Annotated in this window: 17 protein-coding genes; all 17 read right to left on the reverse strand. The window is 68.8% G+C overall.

Annotation, left to right across the window (positions count from 1 at the left end):
- Window positions 1–8: 8 nt before the first annotated feature.
- A complete protein-coding gene (gene rplW / locus MF605_RS04330) occupies window positions 9–314 on the reverse strand; it encodes a 50S ribosomal protein L23 (protein WP_002857471.1) in 306 nt (101 codons plus the stop codon).
- Window positions 311–946, reverse strand: coding sequence for a 50S ribosomal protein L4 (rplD, locus tag MF605_RS04335; protein WP_010080385.1), 636 nt, complete (start codon window positions 944–946; stop codon window positions 311–313). The genes rplW and rplD overlap by 4 nt, the downstream gene beginning before the upstream one ends.
- Before the next feature lie 4 nt (window positions 947–950).
- Window positions 951–1601 (reverse strand): 50S ribosomal protein L3, encoded by a 651-nt coding sequence (gene rplC / locus MF605_RS04340; protein ID WP_010080384.1) that lies wholly within the window; start codon window positions 1599–1601, stop codon window positions 951–953.
- 20 nt (window positions 1602–1621) lie between these two features.
- Entirely contained in the window at window positions 1622–1930 is a 309-nt protein-coding gene (rpsJ, locus tag MF605_RS04345) for a 30S ribosomal protein S10 (protein ID WP_002857463.1), read from the reverse strand.
- Between the two features lie 325 nt (window positions 1931–2255).
- Window positions 2256–2723: a DUF3817 domain-containing protein gene (locus MF605_RS04350; protein WP_089529312.1), complete on the reverse strand. Its 468-nt coding sequence runs from the start codon at window positions 2721–2723 to the stop codon at window positions 2256–2258.
- Window positions 2720–2860 (reverse strand): hypothetical protein, encoded by a 141-nt coding sequence (locus tag MF605_RS04355; RefSeq protein WP_166795266.1) that lies wholly within the window; start codon window positions 2858–2860, stop codon window positions 2720–2722. The genes MF605_RS04350 and MF605_RS04355 overlap by 4 nt, the downstream gene beginning before the upstream one ends.
- 128 nt (window positions 2861–2988) lie before the next feature.
- Window positions 2989–4179 carry an elongation factor Tu gene (gene tuf / locus MF605_RS04360; RefSeq protein ID WP_036381538.1) on the reverse strand — a complete coding sequence of 397 codons (1191 nt, stop codon included), beginning with the start codon at window positions 4177–4179 and terminating at the stop codon, window positions 2989–2991.
- A gap of 281 nt (window positions 4180–4460) precedes the next feature.
- Window positions 4461–6575 (reverse strand): elongation factor G, encoded by a 2115-nt coding sequence (fusA, locus tag MF605_RS04365; protein WP_041103560.1) that lies wholly within the window; start codon window positions 6573–6575, stop codon window positions 4461–4463.
- A 118-nt stretch (window positions 6576–6693) separates the two neighbouring features.
- Complete coding sequence (gene rpsG / locus MF605_RS04370) at window positions 6694–7164, reverse strand: 30S ribosomal protein S7 (protein ID WP_010080379.1); 471 nt, start codon at window positions 7162–7164, stop codon at window positions 6694–6696.
- The gene (rpsL, locus tag MF605_RS04375; protein ID WP_078025929.1) at window positions 7164–7538 is read right to left on the reverse strand and encodes a 30S ribosomal protein S12; all 375 of its coding nucleotides are present in this window, start codon (window positions 7536–7538) and stop codon (window positions 7164–7166) included. Before rpsL ends, rpsG begins: the two co-directional genes overlap by 1 nt.
- A gap of 310 nt (window positions 7539–7848) precedes the next feature.
- On the reverse strand, window positions 7849–11745 hold the full coding sequence (locus MF605_RS04380; protein WP_134416843.1) for a DNA-directed RNA polymerase subunit beta': 3897 nt from the start codon (window positions 11743–11745) through the stop codon (window positions 7849–7851).
- Window positions 11746–11828: 83 nt separating this feature from the next.
- Window positions 11829–15335 carry a DNA-directed RNA polymerase subunit beta gene (gene rpoB / locus MF605_RS04385; RefSeq protein ID WP_036381530.1) on the reverse strand — a complete coding sequence of 1169 codons (3507 nt, stop codon included), beginning with the start codon at window positions 15333–15335 and terminating at the stop codon, window positions 11829–11831.
- A gap of 285 nt (window positions 15336–15620) precedes the next feature.
- Window positions 15621–16010: a 50S ribosomal protein L7/L12 gene (gene rplL / locus MF605_RS04390; protein WP_087114527.1), complete on the reverse strand. Its 390-nt coding sequence runs from the start codon at window positions 16008–16010 to the stop codon at window positions 15621–15623.
- A 69-nt stretch (window positions 16011–16079) separates the two neighbouring features.
- Window positions 16080–16601, reverse strand: coding sequence for a 50S ribosomal protein L10 (rplJ, locus tag MF605_RS04395; RefSeq protein WP_002854782.1), 522 nt, complete (start codon window positions 16599–16601; stop codon window positions 16080–16082).
- 345 nt (window positions 16602–16946) lie between these two features.
- Window positions 16947–17654 carry a 50S ribosomal protein L1 gene (gene rplA, locus MF605_RS04400; RefSeq protein ID WP_036317746.1) on the reverse strand — a complete coding sequence of 236 codons (708 nt, stop codon included), beginning with the start codon at window positions 17652–17654 and terminating at the stop codon, window positions 16947–16949.
- Between the two features lie 77 nt (window positions 17655–17731).
- Window positions 17732–18163 carry a 50S ribosomal protein L11 gene (rplK, locus tag MF605_RS04405; RefSeq protein WP_134416842.1) on the reverse strand — a complete coding sequence of 144 codons (432 nt, stop codon included), beginning with the start codon at window positions 18161–18163 and terminating at the stop codon, window positions 17732–17734.
- Between the two features lie 132 nt (window positions 18164–18295).
- Window positions 18296–19180 carry a transcription termination/antitermination protein NusG gene (gene nusG / locus MF605_RS04410; protein WP_134416841.1) on the reverse strand — a complete coding sequence of 295 codons (885 nt, stop codon included), beginning with the start codon at window positions 19178–19180 and terminating at the stop codon, window positions 18296–18298.
- Between the last annotated feature and the right edge of the window lie 55 nt (window positions 19181–19235).

The raw sequence follows: 19235 nt of genomic DNA on the forward strand, positions 1-19235 counted from the left end.
CACGCCGATCAGGCGAGCGGACCTCCGAAGATGTCGATGGTCCCGTCCTTGAGCGTGACGATGGCACGCTTGGTGGACTTGCGCTGGCCCCACCCGAAGCGGGTGCGACGGCGCTTGCCGGAACGGTTCAGGGTGTTGACCGAGGCCACGTCGACGTTGAAGATGCGCTCCACCGCCTGCTTGATCTCGGACTTGTTGGAGCGCGGGTCGACCAGGAAGGTGTACTTGCCCTCGTCGATCAGACCGTAGCTCTTCTCCGACACGACGGGAGCGATGATCACGTCGCGGGGATCCTTGTTGATGGAGCCGCTCACTGGGCATCCTCCTTCTTGGCGCCGGAAGCCTGGGCCACGTACGCCTCGTAGGCCGCCTGGGTGAACACGACGTCGTCGGAGACGAGCACGTCGTAGGTGTTCAGCTGGTCGGCGTACAGGGTGTGGACCGCGGGCAGGTTGCGGGCGGACAGGGCGGCGACGTCGTCGGCCCGGTCGATCACCAGCAGCACGTTCTTGCGGCCGGTGTTCAGGGACGCGAGGCCCGCCTTGGCGGCCTTGGTGGACGGGGTGGTCCCGGACACGAGGGCCTCGACGACGTGGACGCGGCCGTTGCGGGCGCGGTCCGACAGGGCACCGCGCAGGGCGGCGGCCTTCATCTTCTTGGGGGTGCGCTGCGAGTAGTCACGCGGGGTCGGGCCGTGGACGACGCCACCGCCGGTCATGTGCGGGGCGCGGATGGAGCCCTGACGGGCGCGGCCGGTGCCCTTCTGCTTGAACGGCTTGCGACCGGCACCGGACACCTCGCCGCGGCGCTTCGTCTTGTGCGTGCCCTGGCGGGCGGCGGCGAGCTGGGCGACGACGACCTGGTGCATGAGCGGCACGTTGGACTGCACATCGAAGAGCTCGGCGGGCAGATCGACCTGGATGGTCTTCACGGAGTTCTCAGCCATGGTCTCAGGCTCCCTTCACGGCGCTGCGGACGAGCACGACCTGGCCCTTGGAGCCGGGCACCGCGCCCTTGATCAGCAGGAGGTTGTTCTCCACGTCGATGCCGTGGAGGGTCAGGTTCATGGTGGTCTGGCGCACGGCGCCCATGCGACCGGGCATGCGCTGGCCCTTGAACACGCGGCCGGGGGTGGACGCGCCGCCCACGGAGCCGGGCTTGCGGTGGTTCTTGTGCGCACCGTGCGAGGCGCCCACACCGGCGAAGCCGTGGCGCTTCATGGCGCCGGCGAAGCCCTTGCCCTTGGTGGTGCCCACGACGTCGACCTTCTGGCCGGCCTCGAAGACCTCCACGGTCACGTCCTGGCCGAGCGAGTACTCGGCGGCGTCGGCGGTGCGCAGCTCGACGAGGTGGCGACGCGGGGTCACGCCGGCCTTCTCGAAGTGACCGGCCAGGGGCTTGGTCACGCGGCGGGGATCGATCTGGCCGTAGGCGATCTGCACGGCGGTGTAGCCGTCGGTCTCCTCGGAGCGCAGCTGGGTGACGACGTTCGGGTCTGCCTTGACCACGGTCACGGGGATGAGCTTGTTGTCCTCATCCCAGACCTGGGTCATGCCGAGCTTCGTGCCCAGCAGGCCCTTGATGTTCTGGGTGTTGGTCATAGTCTCTCAGCACCTCCCTCTCAGAGCTTGATCTCGATGTTGACGTCCGCGGGCAGGTCCAGTCGCATGAGCGAGTCGACGGCCTTCGGGGTCGGGTCGATGATGTCGATGAGCCGCTTGTGGGTGCGCATCTCGAAATGCTCGCGGCTGTCCTTGTACTTGTGGGGAGAACGGATAACGCAGTACACGTTCTTCTCCGTCGGCAGCGGCACGGGGCCGACCACCGTTGCGCCTGCGCGCGTGACCGTGTCAACGATCTTGCGGGCCGAGACGTCGATGACCTCGTGGTCGTACGACTTCAGCCGGATGCGGATCTTCTGTCCCGCCATGGCGTCACGCCTCTCTCGTCGGGTGTGCTGTTCCTGTCCCTGTGCGGCGGATCGTGCCCGCCTTCTTGTCCTCCACCCGCGCGGGGCGAATCCGGTCGGACCGGGTTCCTCGCCGCCGCCGGACTCCGGTCCACGCGGTCGGGCGTGTCGCATTCCTGGGAGGGCACACGCCTGTGGCGGGTCGGAGTGGTGACGTCACATCTGGGCCGAGCTGCCGCCGCGAGACACACGACGACAGCGCAATGGCGCTTGAGCAACCGAATCAGTATAGACAGAAGCGGGCCCGGTCCGCCAATCGGCGGGCCGGGCCCGGCGGCCCCAGGGCTCAGCGGCCCCACTCGGTGGGCGGGCCGGCGTTGAGCAGCAGGGTGAAGACGACGGCGACCACGGCGACCGCCAGGAGCGCGCTGACCACCGGGTGGCGCAGCACCACGACGAGGAGCCGTTCGAGGGGCCGCCGCTCCCCCGGCGCACGGTCCACGACCTGCCACCGCGACGCCGGCTCGCCGCGCCGCCGCTGGGCCCGCTCGAACGGGACCGTCATGAACGGGACGATCGTCGAACCGAGGCCGAGGAGTCCGCGGGCCACGGGCCACCGCCCGTCGATCCACACGGCGACCGTCACCACGAGATAGCAGAGGAACACGAAGCCGTGGACGCCGCCGGCGATCGGCACCACCCGCTCCGTGACTCCGCCGTACTTGAGGCCCATGGCGATCAGCAGACCGGCCCAGGTGAACATCTCGGCCATCGCCGTGACGGCGAACAGGCGGCGCGGGCTGGGCAGGCTCATCGCTCCAGCTCCCCGCCGCGGTTCGCACGCCGGATGCGCCGGGCACGGTCGATCTCGGGACGGAAGGTCCGCAGCGCCCAGCGCACGGCCACGACGACCACGGCGAGCACCGCGATGAGGAGGATCAGTTCAGGCATGCTCCCCAGCCTAGCGGCCGCCGCCGCGCCGTCGTCGGACACGGCGACGCCCCCGCCTCCGGAAGACCCGGAGACGGGGGCGTCGCACGTCAGCGGCTCAACGGAGCCACGAGACGGGATGCGTCAGATCACTTGGTGATCTTGGTGACGCGGCCGGAGCCCACGGTGCGGCCACCCTCGCGGATGGCGAAGCCGAGGCCCTCCTCCATGGCGATCGGCTGGATGAGCTCGACCGACATCTCGGTGGTGTCGCCGGGCATGACCATCTCGGTGCCCTCGGGCAGCGTGATGACGCCGGTGACGTCGGTGGTGCGGAAGTAGAACTGCGGGCGGTAGTTCGAGTAGAACGGGTTGTGACGGCCACCCTCGTCCTTGGACAGGATGTAGACGTTCGCCTCGAAGTTGGTGTGCGGGGTGATGGAGCCCGGCTCCACCACGACCTGGCCGCGCTCCACGTCGTCGCGCTTCAGGCCGCGCAGCAGCAGACCGCAGTTCTCGCCGGCCCAGGCCTCGTCGAGCTGCTTGTGGAACATCTCGATGCCGGTGACGGTGGTCTTCTGCACGTCGCGGATGCCGACGATCTCGACCTCGGAGTTGATCTTCAGGGTGCCGCGCTCGGCGCGACCGGTCACCACGGTGCCACGACCGGTGATGGTGAAGACGTCCTCGATCGGCATCAGGAACGGCTTGTCCTTGTCGCGGACCGGGTCCGGGATGAACTCGTCCACGGCCTCCATGAGGTCCTCGACGGACTTGACCCACTGGGCGTCGCCCTCGAGGGCCTTCAGACCGGAGGTGCGGATGACCGGGGCCTCGTCGCCGTCGAAGTCCTGGGAGGACAGCAGCTCGCGGACCTCCATCTCGACGAGCTCGAGGAGCTCCTCGTCCTCGACCATGTCCGACTTGTTCAGGGCCACGAGCAGGGCCGGCACGCCGACCTGGCGGGCCAGGAGCACGTGCTCACGGGTCTGGGCCATCGGGCCGTCGGTGGCGGCGACCACGAGGATCGCGCCGTCCATCTGAGCGGCGCCGGTGATCATGTTCTTGATGTAGTCGGCGTGACCGGGGGCGTCCACGTGGGCGTAGTGACGCTTCTCGGTCTGGTACTCCACGTGGGAGATGTTGATGGTGATGCCGCGCTGACGCTCCTCGGGGGCGGAGTCGATCGTCGCGAAGTCACGGGCCTCGTTCAGGTCCGGGTACTTGTCGTACAGGACCTTCGAGATGGCGGCGGTCAGCGTGGTCTTGCCGTGGTCAACGTGGCCGATGGTGCCGATGTTGACGTGCGGCTTCGTCCGCTCGAACTTTGCCTTTGCCACTAGTTCCTCCTAAGAACTGGTTCATCGTCAAGAAGACTGCTCAGCCGCCTGCGACGTGCTGACAACTTGACTGAGTCTACTCGGATGGTGCGGGGTTGGGGAAATCCCGGCCTCACGAGGGCCAGTCCGGTTCCAGGCCGTCGGGACCGCCGGAAGCGGACCGGACCTGACCCGTCCTGATCGCGGACCGCCGCGCCGGGGAGGGCGGTCCGGTCGCCCCGGGCCGGCCGCGGCTGCGGCGGCCGGCCCGGGGCAGGTCGTTCAGAGCAGGTGACCTGCGGTCACTCGCCCTGGGACTTCTGGATGATCTCGTCCGCCACGGCCTTGGGGACCTCGGCGTAGGAGTGGAAGGTCATCGAGTACACCGCGCGGCCCTGCGTCTTGGAGCGGAGGTCGCCGATGTAGCCGAACATCTCCGACAGCGGCACGAGGGCGTTGACCACCTTCACGCCGGTGGCGTCCTCCATGGACTGGATCTGGCCGCGGCGGGAGTTCAGGTCGCCGATGACGTCGCCCATGAACTCCTCGGGGGTGCGGACCTCCACGGCCATCAGCGGCTCGAGGATGATCGGGTTGGCCTTGCGGACACCCTCCTTGAAGGCCTGGGAGCCGGCGATCTTGAACGCCATCTCCGAGGAGTCGACGTCGTGGTACGCGCCGTCGAGCAGGGTGGCCTTCACGCCGACCATCGGGTAGCCGGCCAGCACGCCGAACTGCATGGCGTCCTGGATGCCCGCGTCCACCGAGGGGATGTACTCGCGGGGCACGCGGCCGCCGGTGACGGCGTTCTCGAACTCGTAGACCTCGCCGTCGGCGGTGTCCAGGGGCTCGAAGGACAGCTGCACCTTGGCGAACTGGCCGGAGCCGCCGGTCTGCTTCTTGTGCGTGTAGTCGACCTTGTCGACCTTGCGCTTGATGGTCTCGCGGTACGCGACCTGGGGCTTGCCCACGTTGGCCTCGACCTTGAACTCGCGCTTCATGCGGTCCACGAACACGTCCAGGTGGAGCTCGCCCATGCCGCCGATCTCGGTCTGGCCGGTCTCCTCGTTGAGGTTCACGCGGAACGTGGGGTCCTCGGCGACGAGCTTCTGGATGGCGGTGGAGAGCTTCTCCTGGTCACCCTTGGTCTTCGGCTCGATGGCCACGGAGATCACGGGCTCCGGGAAGGTCATCGACTCGAGGATGATCGGGTTCGCGGGATCGCACAGGGTGTCGCCCGTGGTGGTGTCCTTGAGGCCGATCACGGCGTAGATGTGGCCGGCGACCACCTCGTCCACCGGGTTCTCCTTGTTGGCGTGCATCTGGAACAGCTTGCCGATGCGCTCCTTCTTGCCCTTGGTGGCGTTGAGGATCTGCGCACCGGACTCCAGGCGGCCGGAGTACACGCGGATGAAGGTCAGCGTGCCGAAGAAGGGGTGCGTGGCGATCTTGAAGGCGAGCGCCGAGAACGGGGCCTCCTTCGACGCCTCGCGCTCCAGCACCTCCTCCTCGTCGTTCACGGCGTGGCCCTTGACGGAGCCGGCGTCCAGCGGGTTCGGCAGGTAGGCGACCACGGCGTCCAGCATCGGCTGCACGCCACGGTTCTTGAACGCGGAGCCGCAGAACACCGGGTAGGCCTCGGCGTTCACGGTCAGCTGGCGCACGCCGGCCTGGATCTCCTCGACGGTGAGCTCCTCGCCCTCGAGGTACTTCTCCATGAGCTCCTCGGAGGTCTCGGCGACGGCCTCGACGAGCTCGTTGCGGTACTCCTCGGCCTTCTCCTGGAGCTCGGCGGGGATCTCGCGGGTCTCATAGGAGGCGCCCATGGTGACGTCGCCCTTGGCGTCACCCGGCCACACGAAGGCCTTCATGGAGAGCAGGTCGACGACGCCCACGAAGTCGTTCTCGGCGCCGATCGGCAGCTGCATCACGAGCGGACGCGCGCCGAGGCGCTTCACGATGGTGTCGACGGTGAAGTAGAAGTCCGCGCCCAGCTTGTCCATCTTGTTGACGAAGCAGATGCGCGGGACGTTGTACTTGTCCGCCTGGCGCCACACGGTCTCCGACTGGGGCTCCACGCCCTCCTTGCCGTCGAACACGGCGACGGCGCCGTCGAGCACGCGCAGCGAGCGCTCCACCTCGACCGTGAAGTCCACGTGGCCGGGGGTGTCGATGATGTTGATCTGGTGGTCGTTCCAGAAGCAGGTCACCGCGGCGGAGGTGATGGTGATGCCGCGCTCCTTCTCCTGCTCCATCCAGTCCGTCGTCGCGCCGCCGTCGTGGGTCTCGCCCAGCTTGTGGTTGACACCCGTGTAGAACAGGATGCGCTCGGTGGTGGTGGTCTTGCCGGCATCGATGTGGGCCATGATGCCGATGTTGCGGACCTTGTGCAGGTCGGTCAGCACGTCCTGTGCCACGGTGTCTCCCTTGGTCGGGTGGAATGGGGGGGCTCGTGAGGTGGATGCGGTGGGTGGCCCGTCCGAGAGGACGCACCTGCGGCCCGAGGCGCGGATCGCGCGCCCCGGGCCACACGGATCACCAGCGGTAGTGGGCGAAGGCCTTGTTGGCCTCGGCCATCTTGTGGGTGTCCTCGCGACGCTTCACGGCGCCGCCCAGGCCGTTCGAGGCGTCCAGGATCTCGTTCATCAGACGCTCGGTCATGGTCTTCTCACGGCGGGCCTTGGAGAAGCCGACCAGCCAGCGCAGGGCCAGGGCCGTGGAGCGGCCCGGCTTGACCTCGACGGGCACCTGGTAGGTGGCGCCGCCGACGCGGCGGGAGCGCACCTCGAGGGCCGGCTTGATGTTGTCCATGGCCTTCTTGAGGGTGGCCACGGGATCGGCGCCGTTCTTGGCACGGGCGCCCTCGAGCGCGCCGTACACGATGCGCTCGGCGGTGGACTTCTTGCCGTCGACGAGCACCTTGTTGATCAGCTGCGTGACCAGCGGGGAGCCGTAGACGGGATCGACGACGAGGGGGCGCTTCGGCGCAGGACCCTTACGAGGCATTACTTCTTCTCCTTCTTGGCGCCGTAGCGGGAGCGGGCCTGGCCGCGGTTCTTCACGCCCTGGGTGTCGAGGGCGCCGCGCACGATCTTGTAGCGCACGCCGGGCAGGTCCCTCACACGACCGCCGCGGACGAGCACGATCGAATGCTCCTGCAGGTTGTGGCCCTCGCCGGGGATGTAGGCCGTGACCTCGATGCCGCCGTTCAGGCGCACACGGGCGACCTTGCGCAGCGCCGAGTTCGGTTTCTTGGGCGTGGTGGTGTACACACGGGTGCACACGCCACGACGCATGGGGTTCCCCTGCAGGGCAGGGGCCTTCGTATTGACGACCTTGGGTGAGCGGCCCTTGCGGACCAGCTGCTGAATCGTAGGCACTCTTCAGCCTTCCTGTGTTTCGGTGATCGCTGACGTGATCGACCGGCGCCCGGGGCGCCGGCTGCTCGTTCCTCTGCTCTGCCTCTCCCTGTGGGGGCTCGCAACGAGCAGACGTCCGCAGGCGTGCAAAAGTGTGGCATCTGCCGCGCAATGACCCCGCGACCCGGACAGCGTCCAATTTGCCACACGAAAAACAATCCTTGACAGCATAGCACGCCCCGGCGCCGTCGACGAGCCGGCCCCGCACGCCAAGGGGCCCGCCGCTCCCCCGCGTGAGCGGCGGAACGGCGGGCCCCCTGGGGGACGGGGATCAGGCGCGGAAGTCGCCCCCGCGGTCGTAGTCGTCCAACGAGACGGCGTGGAAGTCGTTCTCGCCGAGCGACTGGTCCAGGCCCGGGTAGTCGAAGTCCGCGAAGCCGGCCGGCGAGGCGAACAGGTTGGCCTTCGCCTCCTCCGTCGGCTCCACGACGGTCTTCGTGTAGCGGTCCAGGCCCGTGCCGGCCGGGATCAGCTTGCCGATGATCACGTTCTCCTTCAGGCCCAGCAGCGGGTCGGACTTGCCCTCCATGGCCGCCTGCGTCAGGACGCGGGTCGTCTCCTGGAAGGACGCGGCCGACAGCCACGAGTCCGTGGCCAGCGAGGCCTTCGTGATGCCCATCAGCTCGTCGCGGCCGGAGGCCGGCTGGCGGCCCTCAGCGACGGCGGCGCGGTTGGCGGCCACGAAGCGCGCCCGGTCCGTGAGCTCGCCCGGCAGCAGGTCGGTGTCACCGGACTCGATGACGGTGATGCGACGCAGCATCTGCCGGACGATGACCTCCACGTGCTTGTCGTGGATGCCCACGCCCTGGGACTGGTACACGTTCTGCACCTCGTCCACGAGGAACCGCTGCGCGGCCCGCGGGCCGAGCACGCGCAGGACCTGCTTCGGGTCCACGGCGCCGGCCACGAGCTGCGTGCCCACCGGCACGTGCTCGCCATCGGCCACGAGGATGCGCGCACGGCGCAGCACCGGGTAGGCGATCTCCTCGGAGCCGTCGTCCGGCGTGAGCAGCAGGCGCACGGACGCCTCGGTGTCCTCGATGGTCACGCGGCCGGCGACCTCGGAGATCGGGGCCACGCCCTTCGGGGTGCGGGCCTCGAAGAGCTCCTGGATGCGGGGCAGACCCTGCGTGATGTCGTCGGCCGAGGCCACACCGCCGGTGTGGAACGTGCGCATGGTGAGCTGGGTGCCCGGCTCACCGATCGACTGGGCCGCGATGATGCCGACGGCCTCGCCGATGTCCACCAGCTGGCCGGTGGCCATGGAGCGGCCGTAGCACTTCGCGCAGGTGCCCACGGCGGACTCGCAGGTCAGGACCGAGCGGACCTTGATCTCCGTGACGCCGGCGGCCACCAGCTCGCCGATCAGCACGTCGCCCACGTCCGCACCGGCCGAGGCCAGCACCGTGCCGTCCTCGCCCGTGACGTCCTGGGCCAGCGTGCGGGCGAAGGCCGAGTTCTCGACCTGCTCGTGGGCCACCAGCTCGCCGTCGGCGTTCGGGGCGGCGATCGTGACGGACAGGCCGCGCTCGGTGCCGCAGTCGTCCTCGCGGACGATGACGTCCTGGGACACATCGACGAGACGACGGGTCAGGTAGCCCGAGTTCGCGGTCTTCAGCGCGGTGTCCGCGAGGCCCTTGCGGGCGCCGTGGGTGGCGGAGAAGTACTCGAGCACGGACAGGCCCTCGCGGTACGAGGACTTGATCGGACGCGGGATGATCTCACCCTTCGGGTTGGCCACGAGGCCGCGGATGCCCGCGATCTGGCGCACCTGGAGCCAGTTGCCTCGCGCACCGGAGGACACCATGCGGTTGATGGTGTTGAGCTCCGGCAGGCCGTCCTTCATGGCCGCGGCGACCTCGTCGGTGGCCTTGTTCCAGATGTCGATCAGCTCGGAGCGACGCTCGTCGTCCGCGATCAGGCCCTTGTCGTACTGCTGCTGCACGCGCTGGGCCTGCTCCTCGTAGCCCTCCATGATGGCGGCCTTGTCGAAGTCGGAGGTGATGTCCGAGATCGCCACGGTCACACCCGACCAGGTGCCCCAGTGGAAGCCGGCGTCCTTGAGGTTGTCCAGCGTCTGCGCGGTGACGACCATCGGGTAGCGCTCGGCCAGGTCGTTGACCAGCTGACCGAGGGTGCCCTTGGTCGCCTGCTTGTCCAGCCACGGGTAGTCGTCCGGCAGCAGCTCGTTGAACAGCACCTTGCCCAGGGTGGTCTCGATGAGGGCGATCTCGCCCTCGGACCAGCCCTCGGGGGCCGGCACGTCCGCCGACGGCACGAAGCCCTCGACGCCGATCCGTGCGGGCGCGTTCAGATGCAGGTCGCCGCCGTCGAACGCCATGATGGCCTCGCCGACGGTCGCGTACAGGTTGCCCGCGCCGACCTCGTCCGGACGCACCGTGGTGAGGTGGTTCAGTCCGATGATCATGTCCTGGGCCGGCACGGCGACCGCGCGGCCGTCCGAGGGCTTCAGGATGTTGTGGCTCGAGAGCATGAGCAGGCGCGCCTCGGCCTGGGCCTCCGGCGACAGGGGCAGGTGGACCGCCATCTGGTCGCCGTCGAAGTCCGCGTTGAACGCGGAGCAGACCAGCGGGTGCAGCTGCAGGGCCTTGCCTTCCACGAGCTGCGGCTCGAAGGCCTGGATGCCCAGACGGTGCAGGGTGGGGGCGCGGTTCAGCAGGACCGGGTGCTCGGTGATGACCTCCTCGAGCACGTCCCAGACCTGCGGACGGAAGCGCTCCACCATGCGCTTGGCGGACTTGATGTTCTGCGCGTGGTTCAGGTCCACGAGACGCTTCATCACGAACGGCTTGAACAGCTCCAGCGCCATCTGCTTCGGCAGGCCGCACTGGTGCAGCTTGAGCTGGGGACCCACCACGATGACCGAGCGGCCCGAGTAGTCCACGCGCTTGCCGAGCAGGTTCTGACGGAACCGGCCCTGCTTGCCCTTGAGCATGTCGGAGAGCGACTTGAGCGGGCGGTTGCCCGGGCCGGTCACCGGCCGGCCGCGGCGGCCGTTGTCGAACAGCGAGTCCACGGCCTCCTGCAGCATGCGCTTCTCGTTGTTGACGATGATCTCGGGCGCGCCGAGGTCGAGCAGCCGCTTCAGGCGGTTGTTACGGTTGATCACGCGACGGTACAGGTCGTTGAGGTCGGAGGTCGCGAAGCGGCCGCCGTCCAGCTGCACCATCGGACGCAGCTCCGGCGGGATCACCGGGACGGCGTCCAGGACCATGCCCTCGGGCGAGTTGTCCGTGGTCATGAACGCGTTGACGACCTTCAGGCGCTTCAGGGCACGGGTCTTGCGCTGGCCCTTGCCCGTCTTGATGGTCTCACGCAGCATCTCGGACTCGGCCTCGAGGTCGAAGGTCTGCAGGCGACGCTGGATCGCCTCCGCGCCCATCGAGCCCTCGAAGTACTGGCCGTACTTGTCCCGCATGGCCCGGTACAGGCCCTCGTCACCCTCGAGGTCGGCGACCTTGAGGTTCTTGAAGCGGTCCCAGACCTGCTCCTTGCGGTCCAGCTCCGCGTCCGCGCGCTTGCGGATCTGCGCCATGGTCTTGTCCGCGGCGTCGCGGGCCTTCTTCTTCTCGGCGGCCTTGGCGCCCTCGGACTCCAGCTTGGCCAGGTCCTTCTCGAGGTCGGCGGCCACCGCGGCGATGTCGGAGTCACGCTGGTCGGCCAGGACACGGGTCTCCTGGTCGTACTCGGCCTGGAGGTTGGCCAGGTCGCGGTGCCGGGCCTCCTCGTCCACCGAGGTGATCATGTACGCCGCGAAGTAGATGACCTTCTCGAGGTCCTTCGGCGCCAGGTCCAGCAGGTAGCCCAGGCGCGAGGGCACGCCCTTGAAGTACCAGATGTGGGTGACCGGCGCAGCCAGCTCGATGTGGCCCATGCGGTCGCGGCGCACCTTCGAGCGGGTCACCTCGACGCCGCAGCGCTCGCAGATGATGCCCTTGAAGCGCACGCGCTTGTACTTGCCGCACGCGCACTCCCAGTCACGGGTGGGGCCGAAGATCTTCTCGCAGAAGAGTCCGTCCTTCTCCGGCTTCAGGGTGCGGTAGTTGATGGTCTCCGGCTTCTTGACCTCGCCGTAGGACCAGCGGCGGATGTCCTCCGCCGTGGCCAGGCCGATGCGCATCAGGCCGAAAGAGTTGTCAGTGGACATGCTGTTCACGCTCATGCTCCGGTGAACTCCCTTGGTTCAGTGGTTCTCAGGTGACGTCTTGTGGATGCGGGATCGGGCCCGGCTCAGACTTCCTCCACCGAGCTCGGCTCGGCGTGGGAGAGGTCGATGCCCAGCTCCTCGGCGGCGCGGTAGACCTCGTCCTCCGCGTCGCGCATCTCGATGGCCTGGCCGTCGGCGGAGAGGACCTCCACGTTCAGGCAGAGGGACTGCATCTCCTTGATGAGCACCTTGAAGGACTCGGGAACACCCGGCTCCGGGATGTTCTCGCCCTTGACGATGGCCTCGTAGACCTTCACGCGGCCGTGGATGTCGTCGGACTTGATGGTCAGCAGCTCCTGGAGGGTGAACGCCGCGCCGTACGCCTCGAGCGCCCACACCTCCATCTCGCCGAAGCGCTGGCCGCCGAACTGGGCCTTACCGCCCAGCGGCTGCTGCGTGATCATCGAGTACGGGCCCGTGGAACGGGCGTGGATCTTGTCGTCCACCAGGTGGTGCAGCTTGAGCATGTACATGTAGCCCACGGACACCGGGTCCGGGAACGGCTCGCCGGTGCGGCCGTCGAACAGCTGCGCCTTGCCGCTGTCGCTCATGAGACGGTCGCCGTCGCGGGTCACGTTCACGTGGCCGAGCAGGCCCGTGATCTCGTACGCCTCGGCGCCGTCGAACACCGGGGTGGCCACGTTGACCGGACCGGACTGCCGCGGGAAGTTCGGCAGGTCCTTGATCCACTCCGGCTCGCCCTGGATGTCCCAGCCGCGCGAGGCGGCCCAGCCCAGGTGCAGCTCCATGACCTGGCCGAGGTTCATGCGGCCGGGGACGCCGAGCGGGTTCAGCACGATGTCCACCGGGGTGCCGTCCGCCAGGAACGGCATGTCCTCGAGCGGCAGGATCTTCGAGATGACGCCCTTGTTGCCGTGGCGGCCGGCCATCTTGTCGCCGTCGGTGATCTTGCGCTTCTGCGCCACGTAGACGCGCACCAGCTGGTTCACGCCCGGGGGCAGGTCGTCGTCCTCGTCGCGGTCGAAGATGCGCACGCCGATGACGGTGCCGGACTCGCCGTGCGGCACCTTCAGGGAGGTGTCGCGGACCTCGCGGGACTTCTCGCCGAAGATCGCGCGCAGCAGGCGCTCCTCCGGGGTCAGCTCGGTCTCGCCCTTCGGGGTCACGCGGCCGACCAGGATGTCGCCGGCCTCCACCTCCGCGCCGATGTGGATGATGCCGCGCTCGTCGAGCTGCGACAGCACCTCCTCGGACACGTTGGGGATGTCGCGGGTGATCTCCTCGGCGCCCAGCTTGGTGTCTCGGGCGTCGACCTCGTGCTCCTCGATGTGGATCGAGGTGAGGACGTCCTCCGAGACCATGCGCTGGGACAGGATGATCGCGTCCTCGTAGTTCAGGCCCTCCCAGGGCATGAACGCGACGAGGAGGTTCTTGCCGAGCGCGAGCTCGCCGTTGTCCGTGGCGGGACCGTCGGCGATGATGCTCAGCGGCTCCACCCGCTCGCCCTCGGACACGCGCACGCGCTGGTTGTAGGCGTTGCCCTGGTTCGAGCGCGCGAACTTCATGATCGGGTAGTGCGTGGTGGTGCCGTCGTCGTTCATGACGGTCACCAGGTCCGCGGCCACCTCGGTCACGACGCCGCCCTGGGTGGCCGTCACGGAGTCACCCGCGTCCACGGCCACGTACTTCTCCATGCCGGTGCCCACGTAGGGGGCCTCGGAGCGGAGCAGCGGCACGGCCTGACGCTGCATGTTCGCGCCCATGAGCGCGCGGTTGGCGTCGTCATGCTCGAGGAACGGGATCAGGGCGGTGGCCGCCGACACCATCTGGCGCGGGGACACGTCCATGTAGTCGATCTCGTCCACGGTCGAGAGCACGGGCTCGCCGTCGCCGCCGCGCTGGCGGCAGAGCACGAGCTCCTCCTCGAACCGGCCGTCCTCATCCACCGGGGCGTTCGCCTGGGCGATCTGGAAGGCCAGCTCGTCGTCGGCGGTCAGGTAGTCCACGGTGTCCGTGACCCGGCCGTCGACCACGCGGCGGTACGGGGTCTCGATGAAGCCGAAGGAGTTGATCCGGCCGAAGGTCGCCAGCGAGCCGATGAGGCCGATGTTCGGGCCTTCCGGGGTCTCGATGGGGCACATGCGGCCGTAGTGCGACGGGTGGACGTCACGGACCTCCATGCCGGCACGGTCGCGGGACAGGCCGCCCGGGCCGAGCGCGGACAGGCGGCGCTTGTGCGTCAGGCCGGCCAGCGGGTTGTTCTGGTCCATGAACTGGGACAGCTGCGAGGTGCCGAAGAACTCCTTGATCGCCGCCACCACGGGGCGGATGTTGATCAGGGTCTGCGGGGTGATCGCCTCGACGTCCTGGGTGGTCATGCGCTCGCGCACGACGCGCTCCATGCGGGACAGGCCCGTGCGGATCTGGTTCTCGATCAGCTCGCCCACCGCGCGGATGCGACGGTTGCCGAAGTGGTCGATGTCGTCGATCTCCACGCGCACGTCCACCGGCTCGCCGTCGCGCGTGCCCTTGATGACGGTCTCGCCGGCATGCAGCGCGGCGATGAAGTGCACCATCTGGACGATGTCGTCCTCGGTGAGCACGGACGCGTTGGGGTCACCGAGGTGCACGTCCACGCCGAGCTTGCGGTTGAGCTTGTAGCGGCCCACCTTGGCGAGGTCGTAGCGCTTCGGGGTGAAGTACAGGTTGTTCAGCAGCGTCTGCGCGGCGTCGACGGCGGCGGGCTCGCCCGGGCGCAGCTTGCGGTAGATGTCGAGCAGGGCCTCGTCCTGGTCCGCGGTGCCGTCCTTCTCGAGGGTGGCGCGGATGGAGTCGTAGTGGCCGAACTCCTCCAGGATGCGGGACTCGGTCCAGCCCATGGCCTTGAGCAGCACCGTCACGGGCTGCTTGCGCTTGCGGTCGAGGCGGACGCCGACCTGGTCGCGCTTGTCCACCTCGAGCTCGAACCAGGCGCCGCGCGAGGGGATGATCTTCGCGGAGAAGATCTCCTTGTCCGAGGTCTTGTCCGGGGTGCGCTCGAAGTAGGCGCCCGGGGAGCGGACCAGCTGGGAGACGACGACGCGCTCGGTGCCGTTGATGATGAACGTGCCGTTGCGGGTCATCAGCGGGAAGTCGCCCATGAAGACGGTCTGCTGCTTGATCTCGCCGGTCGTGTTGTTCATGAACTCGGCCTTGACGTACAGCGGGGCGGAGAAGGTCGCGTCGCGATCCTTGCACTCCTCCTCCGTCATCTTGGCGTCGGCGAACTCCGGCTCGGCGAAGGACAGGGACATGGTGCCCTGGAAGTCCTCGATCGGGGAGATCTCCTCGAAGATGTCCGTCAGTCCCGAGGTGACGGGCACGGAGTGGTCGTCGGCGGCCAGGGCGGCGTCCACGCGCGCGGCCCACCGCTCATTGCCGATCAGGCGGTCGAACGACTCGGTCTGCAGCGCCAGCAGGTCCGGCACGTCCAGCGGCTCGGAGATCTTGGCGAAGGAGACGCGTCCGGCGGAGGCGCCGGATCGCGGGGAGACGGTAGCGGTTTCGTTGGAGGTGCTCGAGGCGACCACGTAGGATCCTTCCACAGGCCTTCTGGGTTCCGTTCGCTCCCCTGCCGCGAGACGGCGGCGCCGGCCCACCGCTATATGAAGGCCGTACGGAACCGTGCGGGCCACGGCGGGACGCGAGGTCCTGCGGGCGGCACGGAACAGGGGAGATGCAAAGATCCATCCTATCCGCGCCCGTCGCCCCTGTCCAGCCGGGGGTGCGTGACCCGGGACGCCACGAGGCCCCCGGTCCGCAGTGCGGGTCCGGGGGCCTCGTGAGAAAGCGTGATGCGGCTCAGGCCGCGATCATCACTTGAGGGTGACGGTGGCGCCGGCGCCCTCGAGCTGCTCCTTGGCCTTCTCGGCGGCCTCCTTGTTGACGCCCTCGAGGACGGGCTTGGGGGCGCCGTCCACCAGGTCCTTGGCCTCCTTCAGGCCGAGGGAGGTGAGGGCGCGCACCTCCTTGATGACGCCGATCTTCTTGTCGCCGGCGGCCTCGAGGATGACGTCGAACTCGTCCTTCTCCTCGGCGGCGGCGGCCTCGGCACCACCGGCGGCACCGCCGGCGGCGGCCACGGCCACGGGGGCGGCGGCGGTGACGTCGAACTTCTCCTCGAACGCCTTGATGAACTCGGACAGCTCGATGAGGGTCAGCTCCTCGAACGCGGCGAGCAGCTCTTCGGTGGTCAGCTTGGCCATGATGGCTCCTTTGCGGGTACGTCTTGACTACGTGTGAAGTGGTGGGCCGTGCAGCCCGGGGCGGACTGCTCAGGCAGCCTCGCCCTGCGCGGCGCGCAGCGCCTCGACCGTGCGGACGGTCTTGGACAGCGGCGCCTGGAACAGGGCGGCAGCCTTGGACATGCTGCCCTTCATCGCGCCGGCGAACTTGGCCAGCAGCACCTCGCGGGACTCGAGGTCCGCGAGCTTCTTGATGCCGGCCTCGTCCAGGGGCTGGCCATCCATGTAGCCGCCCTTGAGCACGAGCTTCTCGTGATCCTTGGCAAAGTCACGCAGGGCCTTCGCGACGTTGACCGGGTCCCCGGTCACGAACGCGATCGCGGTGGGACCGGACAGGTGAGCCTCGAGGCCCTCCAGACCGGCGTCCTTGGCCGCGATCTCGGCCAGCGTGTTCTTCGCCACGGCGTAGGTCGCGTCCTGACGGATGGAGTCACGCAGCTGCTTGAGCTCCGTCACCGTCAGGCCACGGTATTCCGTCAGAACAGCGGCGCTGGACTCACGGAACAGGTCCGTGAGCTCAGCCACCGCCGACTCCTTCGCGGACGTCGCCATGGCACTCCTCTCGATGATGCGTGGGAACCGCCACCCCGAGACGAGAAAACGCCCCGTGCAGATGCACGGGGCGCAGCAGGAGCATCGACGCGGCCGGACCCGGAGGGTCGACGTGCGGATGCGAGCGTGGCTCACGTTCACCTGCGCGGGCCGTCTCCGTCAGGGAGATCCTTCGGTGGGCTCTGCCCGGAGGCAGGGCACCACGACCGGCGGTCTTCGGTAGGCACCAGCGTACACGTCCGGGACGGGCCCGCAAAATCGACCCGCGACGGCGACGGCCGGTCGTCCCCGCTGCGGGGGACGACCGGCCGGCGTCGTGGGCCCCGGTCACCGGGGCCGCGTGGCTCAGAGCTCCGAGGAGTCCACCGAGGTCACGTTCGGGTCCATGGGCACGCCCGGGCCGAAGGTGGTGGCCACGGTGGCCTTGGAGATGTAGCGGCCCTTGGAGGAGGACGGCTTCAGACGCAGGACCTCCTCGAGGGCTGCGGCGTAGTTCTCCACCAGGGCCTTGGCCTCGAAGGAGGTCTTGCCGATGATGAAGTGCAGGTTGGAGTGCTTGTCGACGCGGAAGTCGATCTTGCCGCCCTTGATGTCGGCCACGGCCTTGGCCACGTCCGGGGTCACGGTGCCGGTCTTGGGGTTCGGCATCAGGTTGCGGGGGCCGAGCACCTTGCCCAGGCGGCCGACCTTGCCCATGAGCTCCGGGGAGGCCACGGCGGCGTCGAAGTCCACCCAGCCCTCGGAGATCCGGGCGATCAGGTCGTCGTCGCCCACGACGTCCGCGCCGGCGGCGCGGGCGGCCTCGGCACGGTCACCGGTGGCGAACACGACGACGCGGGCGGTCTTGCCGGTGCCGTGGGGCAGGCTCACGGAGCCGCGGACCATCTGGTCGGCCTTGCGGGGGTCGACCGAGAGGCGGAGGGCCACCTCCACGGTGGCGTCGGTCTTGGAGGGGTTGGTCTCCTTGGCGAGGCGGATCGCCTCCACCGGCGAGTACAGATCCTCGCCGATCGCGGCCTTGGCCGCCTTGTATGCCTTGCTGCGCTGTGCCATCTGCGTTCTTCTCCTTGTGCAGTCGTGGTCTGCGGACCGCGCTCGGCCCTGCCACTGGAAGGGGGTGGGGGTGGGCGTCAGCCCTCGACGGTGACGCCCATCGAGCGGGCGGTGCCCGCGATGATCTTGGCGGCGGCCTGCACGTCGTTGGCGTTCAGGTCCTCCATCTTGGTCTGGGCGATCTCCTCGCACTGGGCCTGGGTCAGCGTGCCGACCTTGGCCGTGTGCGGGGTGGCGGAGCCCTTGGCGACGCCGGCGGCCTTCTTGATGAGCTCGGCGGCCGGCGGGGTCTTGGTCACGAAGGTGAACGAGCGGTCCTCGTACACGGTGATCTCGACCGGGACCACGTTGCCGCGCTGCGACTCGGTGGCGGCGTTGTACGCCTTGCAGAACTCCATGATGTTCACGCCGTGCTGGCCCAGGGCGGGGCCGATGGGCGGGGCCGGGTTGGCGGCGCCGGCCTGGATCTGAAGCTTGATCAGACCGGTGACCTTCTTCTTGGGAGCCATGAGTGGATCCTTCTCTCACTGGGGGACCCTCGGCGCAGGAGCGCACCGGGGGCGGTGGCCGCCGTGGCGCGGCGGCCGGTGCCGCGTCCGGGCCGGCAGGCGGCCGGCCCGGTGCGGAAGCGTCGGGTGTCCTCAGATGGCCTTGGTCACCTGGTTGAAGGACAGCGTCACGGGGGTCTCGCGCTCGAAGATCGAGACGAGCACCACGAGCTGCTGGGCCTCCGGCTTGATCTCGGAGATCGTGGCCGGGAGGGTCTCGAACGGGCCGTCGTTGACGGTGACCGACTCGCCGACCTCGAAGTCCACGTGGATCGCGGGGGCGGCGGGCGCACCGGACTCGGCCGAGGCGGGGACGGCCAGGCCGGCCTTCTCGGCGGCGCGGGCGGCCTCCTGGATCACGGACGGGGCGAGCATGTCGTACACCTCGTCCAGGCTGAGCGGCTGCGGGTGGTGGGCGTCGTTGCCCACGAAGCCCGTGACGCCCGGGGTGTGCCGCACGACGCCCCACGAGGCGTCGTCGAGGTCCATGCGGACGAGCACGTAGCCCGGGATGCGCACGCGCGAGACGATCTTGCGCGTGGTGTTCTTGATCTCCACGACCTCCTCCATGGGGACCTCGATCTCGTAGATCGAGTCCTCCATGTCCTGGGTCAGGATGCGGGCCTCGAGGTTCGTCTTCACGCGCTTCTCGTAGCCGGCGTAGGTGTGGACGACGTACCAGTCGCCGGGCTGGCGGCGCAGGCGGGTGCGCAGCTCCTCGGCGGGGTCCACGGCGGGCTCGTCGTCGGACTGCTCCTCGACGGGGGTCGGTGCGTCCTCGCCCTCGGCGACGGCCAGGTCGGCCTCCTGCACGGTGGCCTCGGCGGTCTCGTCACCGCTGCCGGCGACCTCGTCCAGGGCGTCCTCGACGGGCGTCCCGGCGTCCTGCGCGGTCTCGGCGGTCTCCTCGGCCACGGCGTCCTCCGACATCGGGACGGACTCCTCGGCGGGCTGACGATCCAGTTCCTGCTCGGACACGGTTCCTGCTTTCTGCTGACGGACGGCGGGCCCTGCCGTCGGGGAGGGCCCTCAC

It is taken from the genome of Micrococcus luteus, from assembly GCF_022664405.1.
In the GTDB taxonomy this organism is placed as follows: domain Bacteria; phylum Actinomycetota; class Actinomycetes; order Actinomycetales; family Micrococcaceae; genus Micrococcus; species Micrococcus luteus.

Bases quoted from the DNA above. Each gene is read 5' to 3' on its own strand.
- rpsG (WP_010080379.1), bottom strand. From the start codon at position 7,164: ATGCCTCGTAAGGGTCCTGCGCCGAAGCGCCCCCTCGTCGTCGATCCC.
- rplD (WP_010080385.1), bottom strand. From the start codon at position 946: ATGGCTGAGAACTCCGTGAAGACCATCCAGGTCGATCTGCCCGCCGAG.
- MF605_RS04355 (WP_166795266.1), bottom strand. From the start codon at position 2,860: ATGCCTGAACTGATCCTCCTCATCGCGGTGCTCGCCGTGGTCGTCGTG.
- rplJ (WP_002854782.1), bottom strand. From the start codon at position 16,601: ATGGCGACGTCCGCGAAGGAGTCGGCGGTGGCTGAGCTCACGGACCTG.
- rplL (WP_087114527.1), bottom strand. From the start codon at position 16,010: ATGGCCAAGCTGACCACCGAAGAGCTGCTCGCCGCGTTCGAGGAGCTG.
- rplC (WP_010080384.1), bottom strand. From the start codon at position 1,601: ATGACCAACACCCAGAACATCAAGGGCCTGCTGGGCACGAAGCTCGGC.
- rplA (WP_036317746.1), bottom strand. From the start codon at position 17,654: ATGGCACAGCGCAGCAAGGCATACAAGGCGGCCAAGGCCGCGATCGGC.
- MF605_RS04350 (WP_089529312.1), bottom strand. From the start codon at position 2,723: ATGAGCCTGCCCAGCCCGCGCCGCCTGTTCGCCGTCACGGCGATGGCC.
- MF605_RS04380 (WP_134416843.1), bottom strand. From the start codon at position 11,745: ATGTCCACTGACAACTCTTTCGGCCTGATGCGCATCGGCCTGGCCACG.
- rplK (WP_134416842.1), bottom strand. From the start codon at position 18,163: ATGGCTCCCAAGAAGAAGGTCACCGGTCTGATCAAGCTTCAGATCCAG.
- rpsJ (WP_002857463.1), bottom strand. From the start codon at position 1,930: ATGGCGGGACAGAAGATCCGCATCCGGCTGAAGTCGTACGACCACGAG.